The organism is Caproicibacter sp. BJN0012 (genome assembly GCF_035986805.1).
Taxonomy (GTDB): domain Bacteria; phylum Bacillota; class Clostridia; order Oscillospirales; family Acutalibacteraceae; genus Caproicibacter.
Map to the genome: position 1 here is coordinate 972,427 of NZ_CP142518.1, position 17,393 is coordinate 989,819.

A 17,393-nucleotide genomic window follows, 5' to 3' on the forward strand; every position below is an offset into this window, starting at 1 on the left:
CGCGCCGTCTATTTCCATATTTGCACTGCCCTCATGGGCAATGCGAAACAATTACGGCACGGCTGTCCCTTGTCTCGATTTGTTTTTATGTTTACAGACATTCCGGACGAACAGGCGGCGTACCTGTTACCATAGGAATTGCACCTCCCTCCATGATGATGGCGGGCCGTTCTCATTGCCTGCGACGGTTTTATCACGCTCGGACTGTGACTGAACGGAAGTTTCATTACATACAGATGATTGCCGCAGAGCCGCCTTGCATCTATTGGATGCTGCTCTGCTTACGGTGCTGGTGTTTTTCGCTCCTTTTCCGTTACGCTAAAATCCGATCACCCTCTCCCGCGTAAGGAAAGATCATGGCGCACCCGCCGTCCGGCTTCCTGTATGCCGTTGCTTGCGGTATGTATCCGGCTTGTCCTTTATTAAATTTTCAAGCTACAACAGGGGAATAATATCTCCCTCATAAACCCTTTCATTTTTGGGGCCTGTTAGGATACACCTAATGGTCATTTTTTAGAAAGATTTCCATGTTTCGAAGCCCCTTCCTGATTGACTTGCGTACATTTCGGGCATCCACACCTTCTACCCGTGCAATATCGGCTTGACTGATACCGAGTATGTAATGGGCATAAACGCGTTTGGCCTGCTTGTCCGGCAAAGAGGCAATCGCTGCGTGGAGCTGTGCGACCGTTACTTTACGCTCATATATTTCACAGGGGGACAAAGAGACAAACAGGATGTCATTCTCGATGCCGTCGTCACAATCCAGAGAGTAATACGCCTTGTGCCGGTATCTTCGTAAGTAGTAGGCAGCGTCGGCCCGTTCATAGGAAACCATGAGCGCCGCGACTTCATTCGGCACTTCGATAGTGCAGTCGGTGGTATAGAAATCGGGATAATATTCCCGCAAATTAATCTGTGTCATTAAATTTTCCTCCATTCCGATTTTTGAGTTGTGGCAAATCGAAACAGAGGTAGGTGGGGAGCGACAGCGGGCTGAATGTCCCTTTGCAAGGCCAAAAAGACCCACTTGGGCATAACCCAAATGAGCCTTTTGCAAAAAAATGAACTTATATATCCAGTTTTTGAATCCTATAGGTTCCTGTTCGTGGCCACAGTTACCCGTTGAACAGCACAGGCTTTTTTTAACAGACTACCTATTAGAGCAACGTATAGCGAATAGATGTCCGCTTCATCACGCCCGGCCGCTGCTGTGCAGCGGTCGCCTAATGTTTAGAACATATCGAATGCACATGGAAAGCCCTCCAACCTGCAAGTCTGAAGGGGAATCGATATTGCTATTCAGACATGATGATACACCCACCAAACTCGCGCTTTTTGTGTGACAGAATCTTACTAAACAGAAAAATGCTGCCATAAGAGTACATTTTTGCAATATTACACGATGGTAAATCTGATATCGGTTATATCTAAAATGTGGTGTAAATTTCCATAGTCAGGTAAGATCTAAAAAGACCATAGGTAACATTTCCGAAAGCTTGTCAAGACCAAAAGCACTTATATTTTGATTACGTTAATGAGATTTTTATATATTACCGACATTGTGTACATTTGATGTTGCTTTTTAACTTTATAAAATCGTAATAGCAAAGGCTTTAGGCCATTACACCGCTGACAATATTGCATCAATCTGCGACAGAGCCTTATAGACGTTCTTATATGCTGGGCAAGCATCTGATGGAATTGCATAGTTTCTTGTGAGGCTTCTGAGTTTTTCCAATAAGGCCGTTGCTCTGCCAGTATCCATACCATCTTCAAATACGGCCTGCAGTTCGTCTGTTACCTGTTTAACTTCCATCAACTCCGGATGTTTCGCTCCATGTATTTTCAGCACTTTCGGCAGAAATATATTCAGTGTCTTAAACGATTTCTGTACAGATTTCGAGCAGTTCTTTAAATGATTTGATCTTCCGAACATCTATTGTCCTTCTTTTCATTTTTTCTCATTATACTGGAGACTTTCTCCGCTTACCTTGATTTATATCAAGTTTATTTAATTTTTGTAATTTTTAAAAGAAGAGGCAGAAGCCATAAACATTCGTGGCTTCTGCCTCGAAACCCTGTTGCTCCTGTTTGCCAGATAGGTATAATCCGCCTATTATAAGACGTTTTCCAATGCATCTTTCTGTAAGAGGCGTATGTTTTTCCCCGACCGTCCCAGAAATCCATCATCTTCAAACTGTCGCATTCGTCTTGAAAGGGTCTCGGGTGTGGTAGCTAAAAATGCTGCTAACTCCTTCATAGACAGTGGAAGTATAAATGTATCCGCCCCAGCGACCTTTGACAGGTCAATTAGGTAGGAAGCTAGTCTTAACGCGACACTTTCCGTCGCTGTGCGGGTAGTCAACTGGTCCGCCTCTGCCAGCTTGCGGCTGTATTCTTCCAGCAGCTTGACACTGATAGCAGGATATTGTATGAGCAGCTCCATGAATTCCTCACGCCCTATGACACACGCCTCAATATCTGTCAGTGCTTCCCCAAAACTGTTCGGATTGATGGAACCAAATAAGGTGTCTTCTCCTATAACACTTCCAGACTCCAGTACACGAAGCAACTGTTCCTTTCCAAAACCCGAAAGCTGATAAACTTTGATCCTGCCTTTTGCAAGGATAAATAATCCACATGATTTATTGGGAGAATAGATAATTTCTCCTTTTGCATAACAGCGGTGTTGCATGATTCCGCTGATTTTCTCCAGGTTTTCGTGACTTAAGTGATTGAAAATCGGCACATTCTCTGCACATACGTGTCCGGACATTTTTTCCCTCCATTCCGAAAGCGTTTTGGCGAGGTCCTTTTAAGCAGCTTTGCTTATATTTTCTGTAAGCTTTGCCAAAAGCTCATAGGTTCTACAAAAAGTAGCACATGCATCTGCAGGAACCATAAAACTTCCAGTTATGGATTTCAGTTCATCTAACAGCTTAGCCATTTCTTCACTGCTTTTACCGGATTTTGCGCCTTTAAGAATGTCTGAATAAATTTCTCCCACTCTGGAAAGTTCCGGATGGTTTCCGCCGTGAACGCGCTGTACGACTGGTAAGATCTTGTTTAATTCCTTTACATCGCTGCTATTTACAATTTCCTGATATGTCATGTTAACTCTCTCTTCTCTTTTATTCTTATGAAAGTTTCAATACTTCATAGCCGATACTTCTGACAACCTCGGCGAGCTTTTCAGGTTCCGTTGTCTGTTCATCGTACTGCACCTTGGCTTTACTGGAGTTGAACAAGATGGACACGGAATCCACTCCCGGAGCATTCTTCAGTACGGTCTCGATTTTCTGTGCACACATAGGACAGACCAGTTCGCCCAACTGCATGGTACATTTTTTCATATTAAATTCGCTCCTTTTTCATTGATATCATGATTTTAACATGGGTTGCTTATCAAATACTTGATGCAGATCAACTTTTTACAATCTATAATTTAAACTGCGCTTTTTCCATGGACTCATAACCCTTCATGATTTCTTTGTTCTATGAAGAAGCCGCATAGCATTCAGGATGACCACCAGGATACTTGCTTCATGTATGAACATGCCGCTTGCCATGCGGATATATCCGGCAAAAAGTCCCGCTAAAAGCAACAGCACCGTACTGACGGCAATCACGATATTCTGTTGCAGGACACTGACTGTTCTTTTTGCCAGCTTTATCGCCACCGGGATGCTCTCAAGGTTGGAGCGCATCAGAACCACATCCGAGGTTTCCACAGCCACATCTGTTCCGCCTCCCATGGCAATTCCTGTGTCTGCTGCAGCAAGTGCCGGGCTGTCATTAACGCCATCCCCTACGAATGCAACGATTCTGCCTTCTCTTTGCATCTTCTGTATTACGGAAAGCTTGTTCTCCGGCAGAAGTTCTGCCTGCACTTCATCTATTCCAATCTCTGCTGCAACTGCTTCTGCTGTCTTACGATTATCTCCCGTGAGCATCACTGTCTTTTTGATGCCCAGACGCTTTAGATTTGCAATCGTTTCTGCTGCGCCATCCTTAATCTTGTCAGAAATAGCAAACAATAATAAAATCTTTTCATTCTCAGAAATCAGAACTGTGGATGCGCCATTCCTTTGTGCCTCTTGTAAATCTCGCTGCTGTTCCTTTGTCAGGGTGATTCCCTGTTCCGTCATCATCCGTTTGCTGCCTGCTATTACGACATTTCCATCTATGTCAGCACGAACTCCAAATCCTTTCAATGTCTCACTGGCAACCGCTTTTTCCACTGTAACATCCCGCTTCTTTACATAATTCACAATTGCCTTTGCCAGCGGATGATCGCTTGTACTTTCTAAGGCTGCCGCCAACTTCATAGCACCTGGAATATCTTCTGTGTAGCTGTAAACATTTGTCACATCAGGATGACCTGTAGTAAGTGTTCCTGTCTTATCAAACAGGAAGGTATCCACCTTGGCGAAGGTTGTCACGCTGTCACCGCCTTTTAACAACACACTGTCTTTCGCACCGCGGCCGATACCAGCCACGTTGGCTACCGGTGCCCCAATGACCAGGGCTCCCGGACATGCAAGGACAAGAACGGTGATCGCCGTATCCAGGTTACGGGTAATGAGCAGAACAAGTGCTGCAATTACAACGACTGCGGGTGTATACCATTTGGCAAACCTGTCAATAAATCGTTCCACCGGAGATTTCGCATCCTGTGCCTCCTCCACCAGTGCAATAATCTTGGAAAAGGTGGTATCCTCTCCCACACGGGTTGCACGCATCTGTAAGATTCCACTGTCAAGGATGGTTCCGGCATAGACCTGATCTCCAACCACCTTATGAATTGGAACGGATTCGCCGTTGATGCTTGCCTCATTCAGATACCCTTCTCCGAATTCGATGATACCATCAACGGCTACCTTTCCACCAGTCTTGACCAGCAGCAGGGTATCCTCTTTCACCTCATCTGCATCAATCTCCTCTGGTTCAGCTGTCTGGCTCTCTAATCTCCATGCAGTGGCGGGTACCATCTCTGTAAGCATCCGGATGGCACTGCGGGTCTTCTGCAACGTACGCTGTTCCAGGTATGTTCCGAATTGGAAAAGAAATGTCACGATAGCTGCTTCGCTGTACTCTCCGATAAACAGTGCGCCAAATACTGCAATGCTCACTAAAACTTCAATGCCAATGGCTTTCATCCTCAGTCCTGTGATTGCCCGGAAGAAGATTGGCAATCCTGCTAGCACTGTGGCAACGAGATAACAAATGATTGTGGCTGTTCTCATATTTGTCACTCGTTCTGCCAGATACCCTAAGACTGTCAGTATGCCTGCTGCAAATGTAAAAGGTGTCGTATACTTTTTAAGGAATTGATTCAGTTTTCGATTCCATTTACTCATGTGTATCTACCTCCTAACTGTCTGAATCGTAGCAGATCCTGTCAGGGAAGTAATTGACGTGTGTCAAAAATCTAATGACACGCTAAAATATTGATTAAATCAGAGAAAAAGTTTTTAATTGTATACTGTTACGCATTTAATTTGATGCAGGAAGCCCACGCATAATCCATTTATAACTTTCTATCTCTTGGGAAAGTCCCAACATCGCAGCTTTTACAGAATATTGTTGTGAAAGCGTATTATATCTAATTTTAGCGTAATCCATGGTGGAGAGAATTCCTGCTTCATGTTTTTTCAAAGCCTGTTCTTGACTAAATTCCGCGGTTGCTAGTTTTTGCTGTTTAGCAGTCAGTACAACCTTTTTTTCTTGTATGGTTTTATACTGCTTATCCAGCGATGAGCCTATGTTCTGTAACTCAAGTTCCATGTCATCATTGAGAGCATTTTTTTTATCTTTTTCTTTATATGTCTCGTCACTTAGAACTGCGCGCTGCTTGCGTTTAATTTTTATATTATAGCTTGCATCCTGTGCTGCAGTGAGATCACTGTTCAGATCAATTTTATTTGTATAATCGGTGTCCGGATTTGGAACATTTCCAAATACAATCGTATCGTTATAAGAATGTCCAAGTAAAATATTCATTTCAGTGTCGATAGCTTTCGACTGATTTTGTAGATTGGTTATGCTGCAATCCAAAGTGTTTAAGGCATCTTGGGCTTGCGCGACATCAAGGCTGGTACCCTGCTTCAGGTTGTATTTCGTTTGGGCAGTCGAAAGAGTGTTTTCTAGCAGTGCGCGGGAATCTGTCAGGTCCTCTATATTGTATTGGAGCTGATAGTGAGTAGAAAACAAACTTTGAGCGGTTCTCACAATCTGATAATTTGCCAAATCAGTTTGTAAATCCGTCAATTCAAAATCATCCTCCGAAGTATCTTCCTGCATATCTAATATTTTAGACAAGGTAGAAAGCGTTACGCTGGTACCCTTTGCAACAGTTTTCAATTCTTCCGAAGCATCCGGATCATTTAGAATTGCTGTAAGACTTTGAGAGGTTTTTGAAACCGTATCCAGAATATTTTCATATTTTTTCTTCAGCTCATTTTTATTATCAAGGCTGTCAAGGCTTAGCATGTTACTGTTTACCTGCAAATTATTTCCCAAAACAGTTTGTTCCACCTTTGAATATTCAATTGTATAGGGCGTCTTTTTTTCAGCAGTATCCTCTGCAAACGCGGGTACCGTCGTATTCAGGGCAAACAGTACCACCATTGTAAATAAAACGGCTTGTTTTCTCACTTTCATGAGATTTACTCCTCCTTATATCCTATTAAGTAATTTGCATAGCAAAATTCACTTCCGATAGGTAAAGTCCGTTGTTAATCATTGCTGCTTTTATTTTTCATTCCCGACACATTGTTTTTAATAGAAAAATGGACGTCCGATGTCAAACCGGGTTTTATATATTCGCTGTTTTCATCCGGCTTCACTTGTACTTTAACAACACGGTCACCGTCGTGATCCACCGCCAAACTTGGAATTTTGGTAATGTGTCCTGTGATCTTTAAGTTTTTGTTAGACGTTGGCACAATATAGACCTTGCTGGTTGCTGAGATTTCTCCAATGAATTCCTCCGGTACTTCCGCGCTGACATAGATGCTGTTCGCATCAATTAGGCTGATTACATTTTGGGCTGTTTGGCCACTGATGATGGTTCCCCTTTTTACATTGATTTCTTTCACAATGCCGGATGCCAGGTTAGAAACAATATTTGCCCCGGAAATGTAGGGCTCGTCAGCTTTTGAACTCATTATGTCAAGATTTGCCTGTGCCGCTGTAACATTAGCTTTCTGTTGATTTAGCTGAACCTGCGCAGTTTTCAATGAGATGTTTAACGAATCGATCGCCTCTTGCAAAGCGCGCTTTGTCTTTGCAATGTTAGCTTTCGCATCATTAACAGCTTTACTCTTTTGATTCAGCGCATCGGAATATGTATTAAAATCAGATTGAGATATTGCCCCACTTTTAAGCAACGTTTTGTATTTATCCAAATCTTCACGCGCCTGTTGTTCTTCCTTTTGGGCAAGATTTAGGGCATTTTTGTATAATTGCAAATCCGGACTACTCCCGTTATTGAGCTCTTTTATCTTGTAAGCAATTTGATTCTTCAGAACTGAAATCTGCTCTTGCAGAGAGGCTTGATCAACGTTGTCGGCGGAAGCTTTTGCCGAGTCAACTTTTGCTTGTAACTCTTTTATATTGTTTTCATATGCATCGGTAGAAAGTGTGATCAGCTTGGTTCCTTGTTTTACATTATCACCTACACTCACGTTGATGTTTTCCACTTGCGCGGGAAAATCAATGCTGATTTGGGACTCGCTGCTGTATAAGACTTCCCCCCAAGCAACAATATCCGTATTAGTTGCCGAACTCCCAGAAGACACGCTTGTTTGTGGTATATTATCAGTCTTTTGGCAGCCTGTGAGCAGCAAAAGCAATGCGGTTAGCAAAATTGCATAATACTTTTTCATATGTGGCAGAACCTTCCTTTATCAATCATTCAACGCTTTTCAGCGCCTGAAGCATATCAATGGATTTAATTTTTTTGCGGACGACATGGTTTACAATGGCTGCGAAGATCAACGTTATCAGTGCTGCAATCAATATTCTGTCTACCGTCACATGGCTGATTAAATCAAAGTCATCGCCAAACCCTCCAGCTATTGTATTAGCAAGAATTTTTCCGATCGGAATTCCTAAAAAGATACCAATTATTGTAGAAAATAAATTTTCCATAAGAACAAGCGGCCGAATTTCTTTTTGATGGAAACCAAGGACTTCCAATGTGGCGAGGTCTCTTACCCGTTCGGCAAAATTCAACATCCCCATGTTATAAAGTACTACAAAAGCCAGAATCGCACCCGATAAAATCAGGAGGAAAGAGGTCCCGAAGATAGCGCTGAGATTACTCTCAAAATCTGATTTCTGGGTTTTCCTGTCTGTATAGCTGGCAACATAATCGCTGTTTAAAAAATCGTTATCCTTATGCGTCCATTTTACAAGCACTGACGTGGGACTATATTTTTCGCCGATTTCCTGCCAATAACTGTCTGTCATGTAAATGCCTTGTGAACTTGGCATATAAACAATCTTAATGATTTTAACGGGATAGTACGAATTGCCGCTTCGCTTCAAGTTCACCGTATCGCCGGCTTTCACGTGCATGAGTTCGGCCAGTTTCCTTGTCATTGCGATTCCGGTATCTGGCAGGGTAACACTATTGCCGTGCAAATCCTTTAGATGGATCAGCGGACTTTCCTTTGAAAAAACAGAGATGACGGACATTTTTCGCAGTCCGCTCTGAGTGGTAAGTTGAACGGAAGTTTCCTCTAAATTCTGTACAGTCCCATCAAGATGCAAATTCTTTAAAACTTTGTCTGTAGTACCGCTGGTGAGAATGATTTTCTGGTCATAGGAGTATGTTTGATCATAAAGTGTTTTTGGAATTCCAGATACAAGATCAAACAGGGCCAAGGCGCCTATAATCAACCCCGCGCAGCCCGATACGCCGAGAATGCTTACGATGATTCTGAATTTATTGCGCATTGCATTTCGCATAATCAGTTTCTGGCTGAATTTCAGGCGGTTCCAGATGTAGGGCAGATGCTCCAGTAAGATATGGCTACCTCTCTTTGGTGCTTTGGTCCGGAGCAATTCAGACGGTGTTTCATTCTGGAGCTTCAGGCACGAGTAGCAGGAGATTCCTCCGGTAAAGAGCAGAATAATGGAAGCGCCGATCAGAAACTTAGGAATGTTGACAACCATATCCTCAATGGGAAAAGTCATAAGGTGTTCCAATTTGGAAAGCAGCAACCTTCCAATCACATTTGGACCGAACAGGACTCCAACGAGGATACCCACTACACCAATGTAGACACCATAGGAGGTGTAATGCCACAAGATGCTTTTCCTGCTATAGCCTAACGCTTTTAATATCCCTATTTGGTTGCGCTGGTCTTCCGTCAGCCTCATCATAGTGCTGAAAGTGATAAGAGCGGTAACCAAAAAAAACATAAAAGGAAAAATTGTGGCAAGGGACTGGAATTGGATAACCTTAGCGTTCGCAAAATTGACGCCTCGATTATCGGTTTGTGTTATCACAAAGTTGAGCTTTTTTCCGAATATGGAATCCATTTGGCTTTGGACTGCCGCAGTATCCGCTCCCGGAGTAAGCTGAACTTCGATTTGGTTATAGGGTTTCACGCCGCCGTAGGCGGAAGCAATCCGGTCTTCATCCATCACAATAAACCCATAGCCCTTTGGGTCCGGCATCATGGAAGCGGTATCTTTAATCGCATAGATATTTTCACTGCTAAGAGCGAGTGCTTCAATTATAACCACAATTTTGTGATCGTTTACCTTTACGGTCAGGGAGTCTCCAACAGAAAGACGATTGGCCTCTGCGAACGAACGGTCAAGGATTGCGCCTCGTTTGCTCACCCTTTTTCCCGTCATCACCTCCGCCATATCAAGCGTGTTTTCCGAGGGAACGGCATAAATCTGCAAAGATGGTTTTCCGTCTATCTCGGCGGTGGCATTGTTGATCGAAAACCGTTTTTCCGCCTTCTGCACACCTTCAATATTCCGGACCCTCCACAGATTCAATTCGGAGGGATTCGAAGCGGATATCCAAAAATCTGAAAGGTCGGTGGCTTTGTAAAAACTTTGAGAATGTTCATATACTGTGGTCCATATGGTATCCAGCCCGACCGACATACCGATAGCAAGTACAGCCATAATGAAAATAGACAGAAATTGAGATCGGTTTTTCTTCATATCCTGAATCGATTTTTTAAAGAGTGCACCCTTTACCATACAATTTCCTCCACAGGTCGCGGATGCTCAGTATGCCGGGTTTCAGTGATCTGCCCATCGCGCATGTGGATTACAGTATCCGCCATTTCGGCGATCGGTGCATTATGTGTGACCACGATTACTGTTTTTTTCATATCACGTGCTATATCGCGAATCAGCTTAAGCACGATTCGACCGGTACCGGAGTCCAAAGCACCGGTGGGTTCGTCACAAAGCAAAATCTGCGGATTTTTTGCCAGTGCCCGGGCGATAGATACCCGCTGTTGTTCACCGCCGGACATCTGGCCCGGGAAATTGCTTTTTCGTTCTCCCAGACCTACCCGCTCCAACATCTCCACAGCATTCAGTGGCTCTTTGCAAATTTCTTCTGCAAGCTGTACGTTTTCTAGCGCTGTTAGGTTGGGAACAAGGTTATAAAACTGAAATACAAATCCAATTTTGTCCCTGCGGTATGTAGTCAGTTCTTTGGCCCCAAAATTTGATATATCTTCGCCGTTTACTGTGATAGTTCCTTTCGTCGGTGAATCCATGCCGCCCAGCATATTCAACACCGTTGTTTTTCCCGCCCCGCTTTGCCCAAGCACAACGTTAAATGACCCTCCTTCCAGAGAAAAACTGATTCCTTTCACAGCTTTTATGATACTATCTCCTACGATGTATTCCCGCTCCACTTCTTCAAATTGAATAAAACTCATTCCAGATCCCCCTTATAGAGAAATAGGCCATTTGAAAACTTGATTTTTTTTCACTTAATATCGGTATTGGCTTTGATGCCTGCTTAAAAAACAGATTTTCCAACTATAAATTCTCCTTTCATTTTCATTTCATTTGTATTATAATCTAAAGCAACAAAAATAAGAGTAACACAGGTTACTCTTTATAAAGAAGATGATAAAATTATGGAAAACCTGATCCCAACACTTGCATTGACCAACTTATTTCGGTGCTTTTCAACGGAAGAATTGTCAGTCCTTTTAAAAAAAGAGCATTACCATGTCAAGCGATATGCCAAAGGCGCTGTGATACACCTTCAAAACGAGAAGTGTGTCAGTCTTGACATTGTTTTACATGGGACGGTTTTGGTTCAAAAAATTGATTCAAACGGGGATATGCTTACCCTTTGCAGTTTTATGGCCGGTGATTCTATAGGCGAAAACCTTCTTTTCTCGCGGAATAATCCGTATCCTATGACAATGACCGCAAAATCTGATACGGATATTCTCCACGCTGACAGAACGTTAATTCTATCACTGTGCCAAAATAGCAGTGGATTTCTGGAAAATTTTCTTCAGTCAATCTCCGACAAAACACTGATTCTGGCAGGAAAAATTAATACTCTTTCCATGAAAACGATTCGCCAGTGCATGATCGAATTTCTACTTTATGAATACCGAATTCAGCATAATGCAACGATACGATTGGAAGTATCAAAAAAGGAGCTTGCAGAAAAATTCGGGATCCAAAGGCCATCACTATCCCGAGAATTGATGAAAATGCGCAATGAAAACCTGATTACCTTTGATGCCAAAAGTATAACTATCAGGGATATGAAAGCACTTAAAAGGCTTCACACCGACTGATAAATGAGGAACAGACTGCTAAAAAGGAGTGGTACGCTTCATGGAGAAATGTAACATATGCAACGAGCACTGCCTACATAAGCTCTGTATGCGCAAAGTACCGATTTTTTCATCCTTAAGTCAGGATGAAATGACCCATATTGCTTCTATTATTCGCCACAAAGAATACCGAAAGGAAGAAACACTTCTTTCCGAGGGAAGTAAAGCGAACACCCTTGTGATTATCAATGAGGGAAGTGCCAAAGCCTTTAAACTTACACCAGACGGCAGAGAACAGATCCTGTATGTGTTTTCCGAAGGGGATTTTTTCGGAGAACGCAATCTTTTTGGCAGACAGATATCTACCTACTCTGTGGAAGCCCTGGAACCGGTCAGGACATGCTCTTTTACAAAGGAAAGTTTTTATGATTTACTTCACTCATATCCGGAGATTGCTATAAAGATCATTGAGGAATTGGAAAAACGAATTTCTCACTTGGAATGTACCCTGCAAAGCATGGGGGTGCGCAGTGTTGATGAGCGTGTCAGTACACTCATCCTCGATTTTGCCGAAAAATATGGAACGTCTGTTCCTGATGGAACACTGATTCATCTACCACTGAGTCGTGAGGGTATGGCAAACTATCTGGGAGTCGCACGTGAAACGGTAAGCCGAAAGCTTGGCCAATTGGAAAACGAAGGGATTATCCGCTCGCACGGAAACAAAAGTATTTTGCTGCTGGATCGCAATATGCTTGAGTCATCAGCCGGAAAATCCGTTGATCTTTAATTTACCAACATGGCATAAAAATTTGAGTGCGATCACAGAAATACCTCCCACAGCCTGTTACAATGATGATGAAATCAGGAGCAGACTGCGGGAGATATTCTATTCAAGGACAAAATTCTGAATTTAAGTAAGAGAGAATATGAATGATGCAACAATGATTCGGGAATCACTAAATTGTTGGAAACAGTTGGGTGCTAAAAATTATAAAGTCCAGAATGCCCGCATCAGAAGGTAAGTTTATGACCATTTCAAAAGGTACAAAAGCAGAAAATTACGTCCCTTAAATCAGGCTTTTGTGGAACACGAGTACAAAAAGGAGGAATCTACATGAGTGAGGAAATCAATAACCGGGAATATCGCCAGAAAATTCTGAAGGAATTAATCACACAACTTCATAACGGCAAAAGTGTTGAAGAGGTCAAGGGACGATTTGCTGCCGTGTTCGGAGGAGTGTCTGCAGAGGAAATTGCGCAGGCCGAACAGGCTCTTATCAAGAACGGTTTGCCAGTATCCGAAATTCAGCGCCTTTGTGATGTGCACGCAGCCGTGTTTAAAGGTTCCATTGAAGAAATTCATCAGCCGTCAGACCCGTCTGAGATTGCCGGGCATCCAGCTAATACCATGAAGCGTGAAAATAGAGCTATTGAAAAATTGATTGCAGAAATCCGAAAAGTAATAGATCAATCATCCGGAAAAAAAGATGTGGAAACCGCTCTCAATCGACTCGCCGAGATCGACCGCCATTATCTTAAAAAAGAGAACCTGCTATTTCCTTACATGGAACAGTATGGTATTACGGTTCCCCCAAAGGTAATGTGGGGTGTGGACGACGAAATTCGCGCACAGCTCAAAGAAATCAATATGCAGCTTAAAACAACAGATCTATTCCATTTGAAGGGACAAATTGAAGAACTCCTTGCGAAAATCAGTGAGATGATTTTTAAAGAAGAAAGCATTATGCTTCCGATGCTGCTTGAAAACCTGACACAGGATGAATGGAAGCGTATTGCCGAAGAAAGCGGCGAACTTGGCTATTGTTTCATTGATCACGTACCGGAGTGGTCGCCGATCGTCCGAAAAGAAAAGGAAATCGTACGGCAGGAAGAGGCCGCTCCAGGTGTCGTTACTCTGCCGACCGGGGTACTGAAAACCGAAGAGCTTGTGAGGATGCTCGATACTCTTCCCATTGACATTACCTTTGTGGACAAGGACGACACAGTAAAGTATTTTTCGCAGGGTGCAGAGCGCGTCTTTCCCCGTACAAAGGCCATTATAGGTCGGAAGGTTTCCAATTGTCATCCACCGGCAAGCGTGCATATCGTGGAAAAACTTGTAGAGGATTTCAAAGCCGGACACAAAGAGAGTGAAGATTTTTGGATTGATATGGGTGAAAGATACATTCTTATTCGGTATTTTGCTGTACACAGTGAAAAAGGTGAGTATCTCGGCGTACTGGAAGTGACCCAAAATATTAAACCTATTCAGAAAATCAAAGGTGAAAAGCGTCTGGTTTCAGAATAATATTGAGATAATTAAAGAAAGGTGATTTAAAGTATGGAAACGCATTATTTAAAGAACATTGAATTCAAAACTGCATTGGAGTTGCCCTCACTGGTCGAATACCAGCAGGGACAGGTTGTGAGCCGGACGCTTGCGCAGAACAAGGCAGTGAGTATCACCCTGTTTGCATTTGATGAAAACGAAGAAATTAGCTCGCACTCATCAGATGGTGACGCAATGTTAACTATTCTTGAAGGAACGGCGCATATTACCGTTGGGGATCAGGAATTTTCACTGGCAGAAGGGAAAACCATTGTGATGCCAGCGGGGATTCCTCATGCTGTGGCGGCAGACGGAAAATTCAAGATGCTCCTTACGGTTGTATTCCCACAGTAACAAGCATGTTCTTATATCAATTATTTGTTATAGTTTGAAAGGATGAGAACTTTATGAAAGCAAAACTTGACAGAAGCGGATGCATCTCCTGCGGACTCTGCGCGGAAACCTGCCCAGATGTTTTCCGGATAGCTGACGATGGAGTGGCTGAAGTTCATCAGGAAAACGTTCCTACAGAAGCCGAAGACAAAGCCGTGGAAGCACGGGATGGATGCCCCGTTTCTGTAATTACGGTTGAATAACCTTTCTTTGCTGAATGAAAAAATGAGCGATAGCCTTCATGTAAAGGAGCGTCGCTCATCTCTTCTGTATCGGCTAATATTGGCCATACCAAAGTAAAAATATGCTTTTCGTTGCATATGCAACATAGTTTTCATGAACGACACAGTATACTGTTAATATCACCACAAGTAAAAAGGAGAACAAAATCATGAACAATCTGGAGATGTTAAAGAAGCAGCACGGGGAGATTTATGAACTCATCAAAAATATAAACGCTTTGGTTTCCGCTAACCTTGAGTCAAACATAAATGATATTGCTTTTCAGATCAATGCCCTGTCTGGAAAACTAAAAATGCATCTGATGTCGGAAGACAAATTTCTGTACCCCTCACTTATGCATAGCAACCGTCAGGAAGTAAAGGATAAAGCGAAAGAATTCAATCATGAGATGGGTAGCCTTGCGGAACAGTTTGGAGCGTTTGTCCAACAGTATAATACGCCCTTTAAAATTCTTCAAAGCAAGGATCCTTTCCTTACAGACAGCAAAAAAATGTTCAGTCTGATTGAAGAAAGAATTCGCCGCGAGGACGGAATCTTGTATCCGTTGGCAGAAGATTAGCGAGCAGGAAAAAGAGTGAACCCAAAACAAATGCTTTGGACATTTCCGTGGAGAACGCTCCTGCCCAGAACTATAAGGAGACAGCCATTGCCGCAAGAGGGATGAATCCTTTCTCAGCAATGGCTGTCGTTTTGCCAATTCTATTATTCTATTTTGTTTCTATAAAGCTCCATTACAGCGGAGAATTCATTTTCAATAATCAGCCCATGCCCCGGAGCAATTAGCCGGATTGGCAGGTCCGCCAGTTTTAAAACCACTTCTTTTTCTGATTGTGACGCGGACCCGAATACTTTTTCGTAGTAACGCTCTGCCGCTTTTAAAAGCGTGTCTACTGGGTAATCAAGGTCTATCGGAGGTTCCGCCGCCGCATATTGTCCAAACAAATCGTTAGAGAAAAGGATATTGTTCCTGTTCCAGAAAGTTACCATGTTATCATCCCAGTGCAATCCCGGAGTCTCATAAAACGTGAACTTGTATTCCCCATATTCAACAGCATCACCGGTTTTAACCGCATGAAAATTGGCTTTCGGGAGTGCGCTCATAAGACGTTTCTTACAGGCTTCCGTGCACAAGACGGGAACGTCCGGGTATTGCTGCAGCACCATTGGAAGAGCACCGCTGTGGTCTTCTTCGGAATGGTTCAGGATGATGGCATCCAGCGGCTTTTCTCCAATGACAGAAACGATTTCATCCGTTAGCATGGAAGCAGTTCTGTCGGGGAGAGTGTCAATCAAGATGTTTGCTTTCCCAGTGATGAGGTAAGCCAGAAAAGAAAATTCCTTATCCGGCTTTATGATCGTCTTTCCGATAGCATAACATTGTTCGGATAGTTGATATTTCATGGTTCTCCTTCTTTCTAAACGGATGCAAAAACACTTCATCGCTTCCATGAACCATTTTTCCGGAAAGCTATTTTCGAACAGTGTCCGAATACCGTTCCATAAAGAAATCTTCCCGATTCATTTTTTCCGCCAACTCGGTCATCCTCTGAACCACACCGGGATCAAGATTCCTTTGCGCATAGGGATATACGACTGTGTTCTCTTTTTCCATATGGCGCTCCAGCAAATTGCAGTAACCGACGGCGTTGGCTATGATATCAAGCATGTTCTTGGTGGATCTGTTTTTTTCATATGCATCCAGTGCTTTCTCCAAATCAGACACCAGAAGTCTTGCCCAATCGTGTTCCACCAACATGCCATGCTGGACCAGATTGACCGCAACGCTGCCCAAACGGTCAAGCATTTCTTGAAACAGAATTTTCTCTTCTTTTCGGTGGTGATGTCCGTCCGCGTAATCGCGGATAAATTGAACCATACTACGGAACTCTGCAACATGAACGCTTTGGCTCTCAATGCAATTTGCGCACGTATTCCGAACATAACCGCAGAATGTCAAGATGCGGTCATGTTCTTCTTTTAATGTTTCAAAAATTGTTGTATTCATATTACCCTCTTGAAATTCGGAAGGTGAGGCCGTTCAGTTGCTCAAATGCAAATGACTTTTGAAATAAGAATCCTTTGATCCATTCAGCACGTAAACGATAAAAAACGGCTGCATCTGCGCCGAGTGCTTTCCAATATTCTTCGTGGATACCCCCGACATAACTCCAGATAACTTCATCCTGACTTTCGGTCTGAACCTCTACTGCGCTGTCGCAGGGCATTCCGTCTAAAAGAAAATCGGTGATTTCGGTGTAAATTTGCATACAGTCAAAATTGGAGGAGGACGATGTTCCTTTTTCCTGCCCATCCTGATAAAATACAGATAAAATGCTCTTAAGTCTTTCTTCATGGCCGCTCAACAGCTGAGTGACGGCATATGCCAAACGGTTTTCAACACATGCAACACGCTCATAGAGCCAACCGTGGATATTGTTCCCGTCAATAATTCCTTCCAGCGGACCTTGCTCAAGCTCTCCGTACTTTTGATTGATTTCCTGCCGAAGACCGCTACTCCAACCCTCTGACTCTGAAAGTGAGAGAATGGCCTGAACGAGAAATTCCTGTCCTTTTATTTTTTGATACATCCACTCATGAACAGGACCTAAAAATGCACTCATGAAATTATC

19 protein-coding genes are annotated in these 17,393 nt (G+C 43.1%); 6 read left to right on the forward strand and 13 right to left on the reverse strand.

Annotated elements, in window-relative coordinates; genetic code table 11:
• Positions 1–499 precede the first annotated feature (499 nt).
• The 10 genes from VA597_RS04730 to VA597_RS04775 form a co-directional block, all read right to left on the reverse strand.
• On the reverse strand, positions 500–925 hold the full coding sequence (locus VA597_RS04730; RefSeq protein ID WP_195464742.1) for a sigma-70 family RNA polymerase sigma factor: 426 nt from the start codon (positions 923–925) through the stop codon (positions 500–502).
• A gap of 699 nt (positions 926–1,624) precedes the next feature.
• Positions 1,625–1,939 (reverse strand): hypothetical protein, encoded by a 315-nt coding sequence (locus VA597_RS04735; protein WP_266161638.1) that lies wholly within the window; start codon positions 1,937–1,939, stop codon positions 1,625–1,627.
• 180 nt (positions 1,940–2,119) lie between these two features.
• Positions 2,120–2,779 carry a Crp/Fnr family transcriptional regulator gene (locus VA597_RS04740; protein ID WP_326975364.1) on the reverse strand — a complete coding sequence of 220 codons (660 nt, stop codon included), beginning with the start codon at positions 2,777–2,779 and terminating at the stop codon, positions 2,120–2,122.
• Between the two features lie 39 nt (positions 2,780–2,818).
• Positions 2,819–3,115 (reverse strand): hypothetical protein, encoded by a 297-nt coding sequence (locus VA597_RS04745; RefSeq protein ID WP_195464747.1) that lies wholly within the window; start codon positions 3,113–3,115, stop codon positions 2,819–2,821.
• 25 nt (positions 3,116–3,140) lie between these two features.
• A complete protein-coding gene (locus VA597_RS04750; protein ID WP_195464749.1) occupies positions 3,141–3,356 on the reverse strand; it encodes a heavy-metal-associated domain-containing protein in 216 nt (71 codons plus the stop codon).
• A 126-nt stretch (positions 3,357–3,482) separates the two neighbouring features.
• Positions 3,483–5,363 carry a heavy metal translocating P-type ATPase gene (locus VA597_RS04755; protein WP_326975365.1) on the reverse strand — a complete coding sequence of 627 codons (1,881 nt, stop codon included), beginning with the start codon at positions 5,361–5,363 and terminating at the stop codon, positions 3,483–3,485.
• A 136-nt stretch (positions 5,364–5,499) separates the two neighbouring features.
• Positions 5,500–6,666 (reverse strand): hypothetical protein, encoded by a 1,167-nt coding sequence (locus tag VA597_RS04760; RefSeq protein WP_326975366.1) that lies wholly within the window; start codon positions 6,664–6,666, stop codon positions 5,500–5,502.
• 74 nt (positions 6,667–6,740) lie between these two features.
• Complete coding sequence (locus VA597_RS04765) at positions 6,741–7,892, reverse strand: HlyD family secretion protein (protein ID WP_326975367.1); 1,152 nt, start codon at positions 7,890–7,892, stop codon at positions 6,741–6,743.
• 25 nt (positions 7,893–7,917) lie between these two features.
• Complete coding sequence (locus tag VA597_RS04770; protein ID WP_326975368.1) at positions 7,918–10,236, reverse strand: ABC transporter permease; 2,319 nt, start codon at positions 10,234–10,236, stop codon at positions 7,918–7,920.
• The gene (locus VA597_RS04775) at positions 10,230–10,931 is read right to left on the reverse strand and encodes an ABC transporter ATP-binding protein (protein WP_326975369.1); all 702 of its coding nucleotides are present in this window, start codon (positions 10,929–10,931) and stop codon (positions 10,230–10,232) included. The genes VA597_RS04770 and VA597_RS04775 overlap by 7 nt, the downstream gene beginning before the upstream one ends.
• Positions 10,932–11,135: 204 nt before the next feature.
• Here VA597_RS04775 and VA597_RS04780 point away from each other — a divergent pair, with 204 nt between their 5' ends.
• The 6 genes from VA597_RS04780 to VA597_RS04805 all read left to right on the forward strand — a co-directional run bounded on the left by VA597_RS04780 (position 11,136) and on the right by VA597_RS04805 (position 15,322).
• On the forward strand, positions 11,136–11,816 hold the full coding sequence (locus tag VA597_RS04780) for a Crp/Fnr family transcriptional regulator (RefSeq protein ID WP_326975370.1): 681 nt from the start codon (positions 11,136–11,138) through the stop codon (positions 11,814–11,816).
• A gap of 88 nt (positions 11,817–11,904) precedes the next feature.
• Positions 11,905–12,585: a Crp/Fnr family transcriptional regulator gene (locus tag VA597_RS04785; protein WP_326975371.1), complete on the forward strand. Its 681-nt coding sequence runs from the start codon at positions 11,905–11,907 to the stop codon at positions 12,583–12,585.
• A gap of 327 nt (positions 12,586–12,912) precedes the next feature.
• On the forward strand, positions 12,913–14,106 hold the full coding sequence (locus VA597_RS04790) for a DUF438 domain-containing protein (RefSeq protein ID WP_326975372.1): 1,194 nt from the start codon (positions 12,913–12,915) through the stop codon (positions 14,104–14,106).
• Between the two features lie 33 nt (positions 14,107–14,139).
• Positions 14,140–14,481 carry a cupin domain-containing protein gene (locus VA597_RS04795; protein ID WP_326975373.1) on the forward strand — a complete coding sequence of 114 codons (342 nt, stop codon included), beginning with the start codon at positions 14,140–14,142 and terminating at the stop codon, positions 14,479–14,481.
• 53 nt (positions 14,482–14,534) lie between these two features.
• A complete protein-coding gene (locus VA597_RS04800; protein ID WP_195464769.1) occupies positions 14,535–14,723 on the forward strand; it encodes a ferredoxin in 189 nt (62 codons plus the stop codon).
• 188 nt (positions 14,724–14,911) lie between these two features.
• On the forward strand, positions 14,912–15,322 hold the full coding sequence (locus tag VA597_RS04805) for a hemerythrin domain-containing protein (RefSeq protein WP_195464771.1): 411 nt from the start codon (positions 14,912–14,914) through the stop codon (positions 15,320–15,322).
• Positions 15,323–15,465: 143 nt separating this feature from the next.
• Here the strand turns inward: VA597_RS04805 and VA597_RS04810 are convergent, their stop codons facing one another.
• The 3 genes from VA597_RS04810 to VA597_RS04820 are packed head-to-tail and all read right to left on the reverse strand — an operon-like array spanning position 15,466 to position 17,384.
• On the reverse strand, positions 15,466–16,212 hold the full coding sequence (locus VA597_RS04810; RefSeq protein WP_326975374.1) for an FprA family A-type flavoprotein: 747 nt from the start codon (positions 16,210–16,212) through the stop codon (positions 15,466–15,468).
• Between the two features lie 19 nt (positions 16,213–16,231).
• A complete protein-coding gene (locus tag VA597_RS04815; protein ID WP_326975375.1) occupies positions 16,232–16,768 on the reverse strand; it encodes a hemerythrin domain-containing protein in 537 nt (178 codons plus the stop codon).
• Between the two features lies 1 nt (position 16,769).
• Positions 16,770–17,384, reverse strand: coding sequence for a hypothetical protein (locus VA597_RS04820; RefSeq protein ID WP_326975376.1), 615 nt, complete (start codon positions 17,382–17,384; stop codon positions 16,770–16,772).
• Positions 17,385–17,393 lie beyond the last annotated feature (9 nt).

What these genes read in the sequence shown, in the direction of transcription:
- VA597_RS04785 (WP_326975371.1), top strand. Translation starts at nt 11,905, where the DNA reads ATGCGCAAAGTACCGATTTTTTCATCCTTAAGTCAGGATGAAATGACC.
- VA597_RS04770 (WP_326975368.1), bottom strand. Translation starts at nt 10,236, where the DNA reads ATGGTAAAGGGTGCACTCTTTAAAAAATCGATTCAGGATATGAAGAAA.
- VA597_RS04750 (WP_195464749.1), bottom strand. Translation starts at nt 3,356, where the DNA reads ATGAAAAAATGTACCATGCAGTTGGGCGAACTGGTCTGTCCTATGTGT.
- VA597_RS04730 (WP_195464742.1), bottom strand. Translation starts at nt 925, where the DNA reads ATGACACAGATTAATTTGCGGGAATATTATCCCGATTTCTATACCACC.
- VA597_RS04795 (WP_326975373.1), top strand. Translation starts at nt 14,140, where the DNA reads ATGGAAACGCATTATTTAAAGAACATTGAATTCAAAACTGCATTGGAG.
- VA597_RS04780 (WP_326975370.1), top strand. Translation starts at nt 11,136, where the DNA reads ATGGAAAACCTGATCCCAACACTTGCATTGACCAACTTATTTCGGTGC.
- VA597_RS04820 (WP_326975376.1), bottom strand. Translation starts at nt 17,384, where the DNA reads ATGAGTGCATTTTTAGGTCCTGTTCATGAGTGGATGTATCAAAAAATA.
- VA597_RS04800 (WP_195464769.1), top strand. Translation starts at nt 14,535, where the DNA reads ATGAAAGCAAAACTTGACAGAAGCGGATGCATCTCCTGCGGACTCTGC.
- VA597_RS04760 (WP_326975366.1), bottom strand. Translation starts at nt 6,666, where the DNA reads ATGAAAGTGAGAAAACAAGCCGTTTTATTTACAATGGTGGTACTGTTT.
- VA597_RS04740 (WP_326975364.1), bottom strand. Translation starts at nt 2,779, where the DNA reads ATGTCCGGACACGTATGTGCAGAGAATGTGCCGATTTTCAATCACTTA.
- VA597_RS04745 (WP_195464747.1), bottom strand. Translation starts at nt 3,115, where the DNA reads ATGACATATCAGGAAATTGTAAATAGCAGCGATGTAAAGGAATTAAAC.
- VA597_RS04810 (WP_326975374.1), bottom strand. Translation starts at nt 16,212, where the DNA reads ATGGAAGCGATGAAGTGTTTTTGCATCCGTTTAGAAAGAAGGAGAACC.
- VA597_RS04735 (WP_266161638.1), bottom strand. Translation starts at nt 1,939, where the DNA reads ATGTTCGGAAGATCAAATCATTTAAAGAACTGCTCGAAATCTGTACAG.
- VA597_RS04790 (WP_326975372.1), top strand. Translation starts at nt 12,913, where the DNA reads ATGAGTGAGGAAATCAATAACCGGGAATATCGCCAGAAAATTCTGAAG.
- VA597_RS04775 (WP_326975369.1), bottom strand. Translation starts at nt 10,931, where the DNA reads ATGAGTTTTATTCAATTTGAAGAAGTGGAGCGGGAATACATCGTAGGA.
- VA597_RS04815 (WP_326975375.1), bottom strand. Translation starts at nt 16,768, where the DNA reads ATGAATACAACAATTTTTGAAACATTAAAAGAAGAACATGACCGCATC.
- VA597_RS04765 (WP_326975367.1), bottom strand. Translation starts at nt 7,892, where the DNA reads ATGAAAAAGTATTATGCAATTTTGCTAACCGCATTGCTTTTGCTGCTC.
- VA597_RS04805 (WP_195464771.1), top strand. Translation starts at nt 14,912, where the DNA reads ATGAACAATCTGGAGATGTTAAAGAAGCAGCACGGGGAGATTTATGAA.
- VA597_RS04755 (WP_326975365.1), bottom strand. Translation starts at nt 5,363, where the DNA reads ATGAGTAAATGGAATCGAAAACTGAATCAATTCCTTAAAAAGTATACG.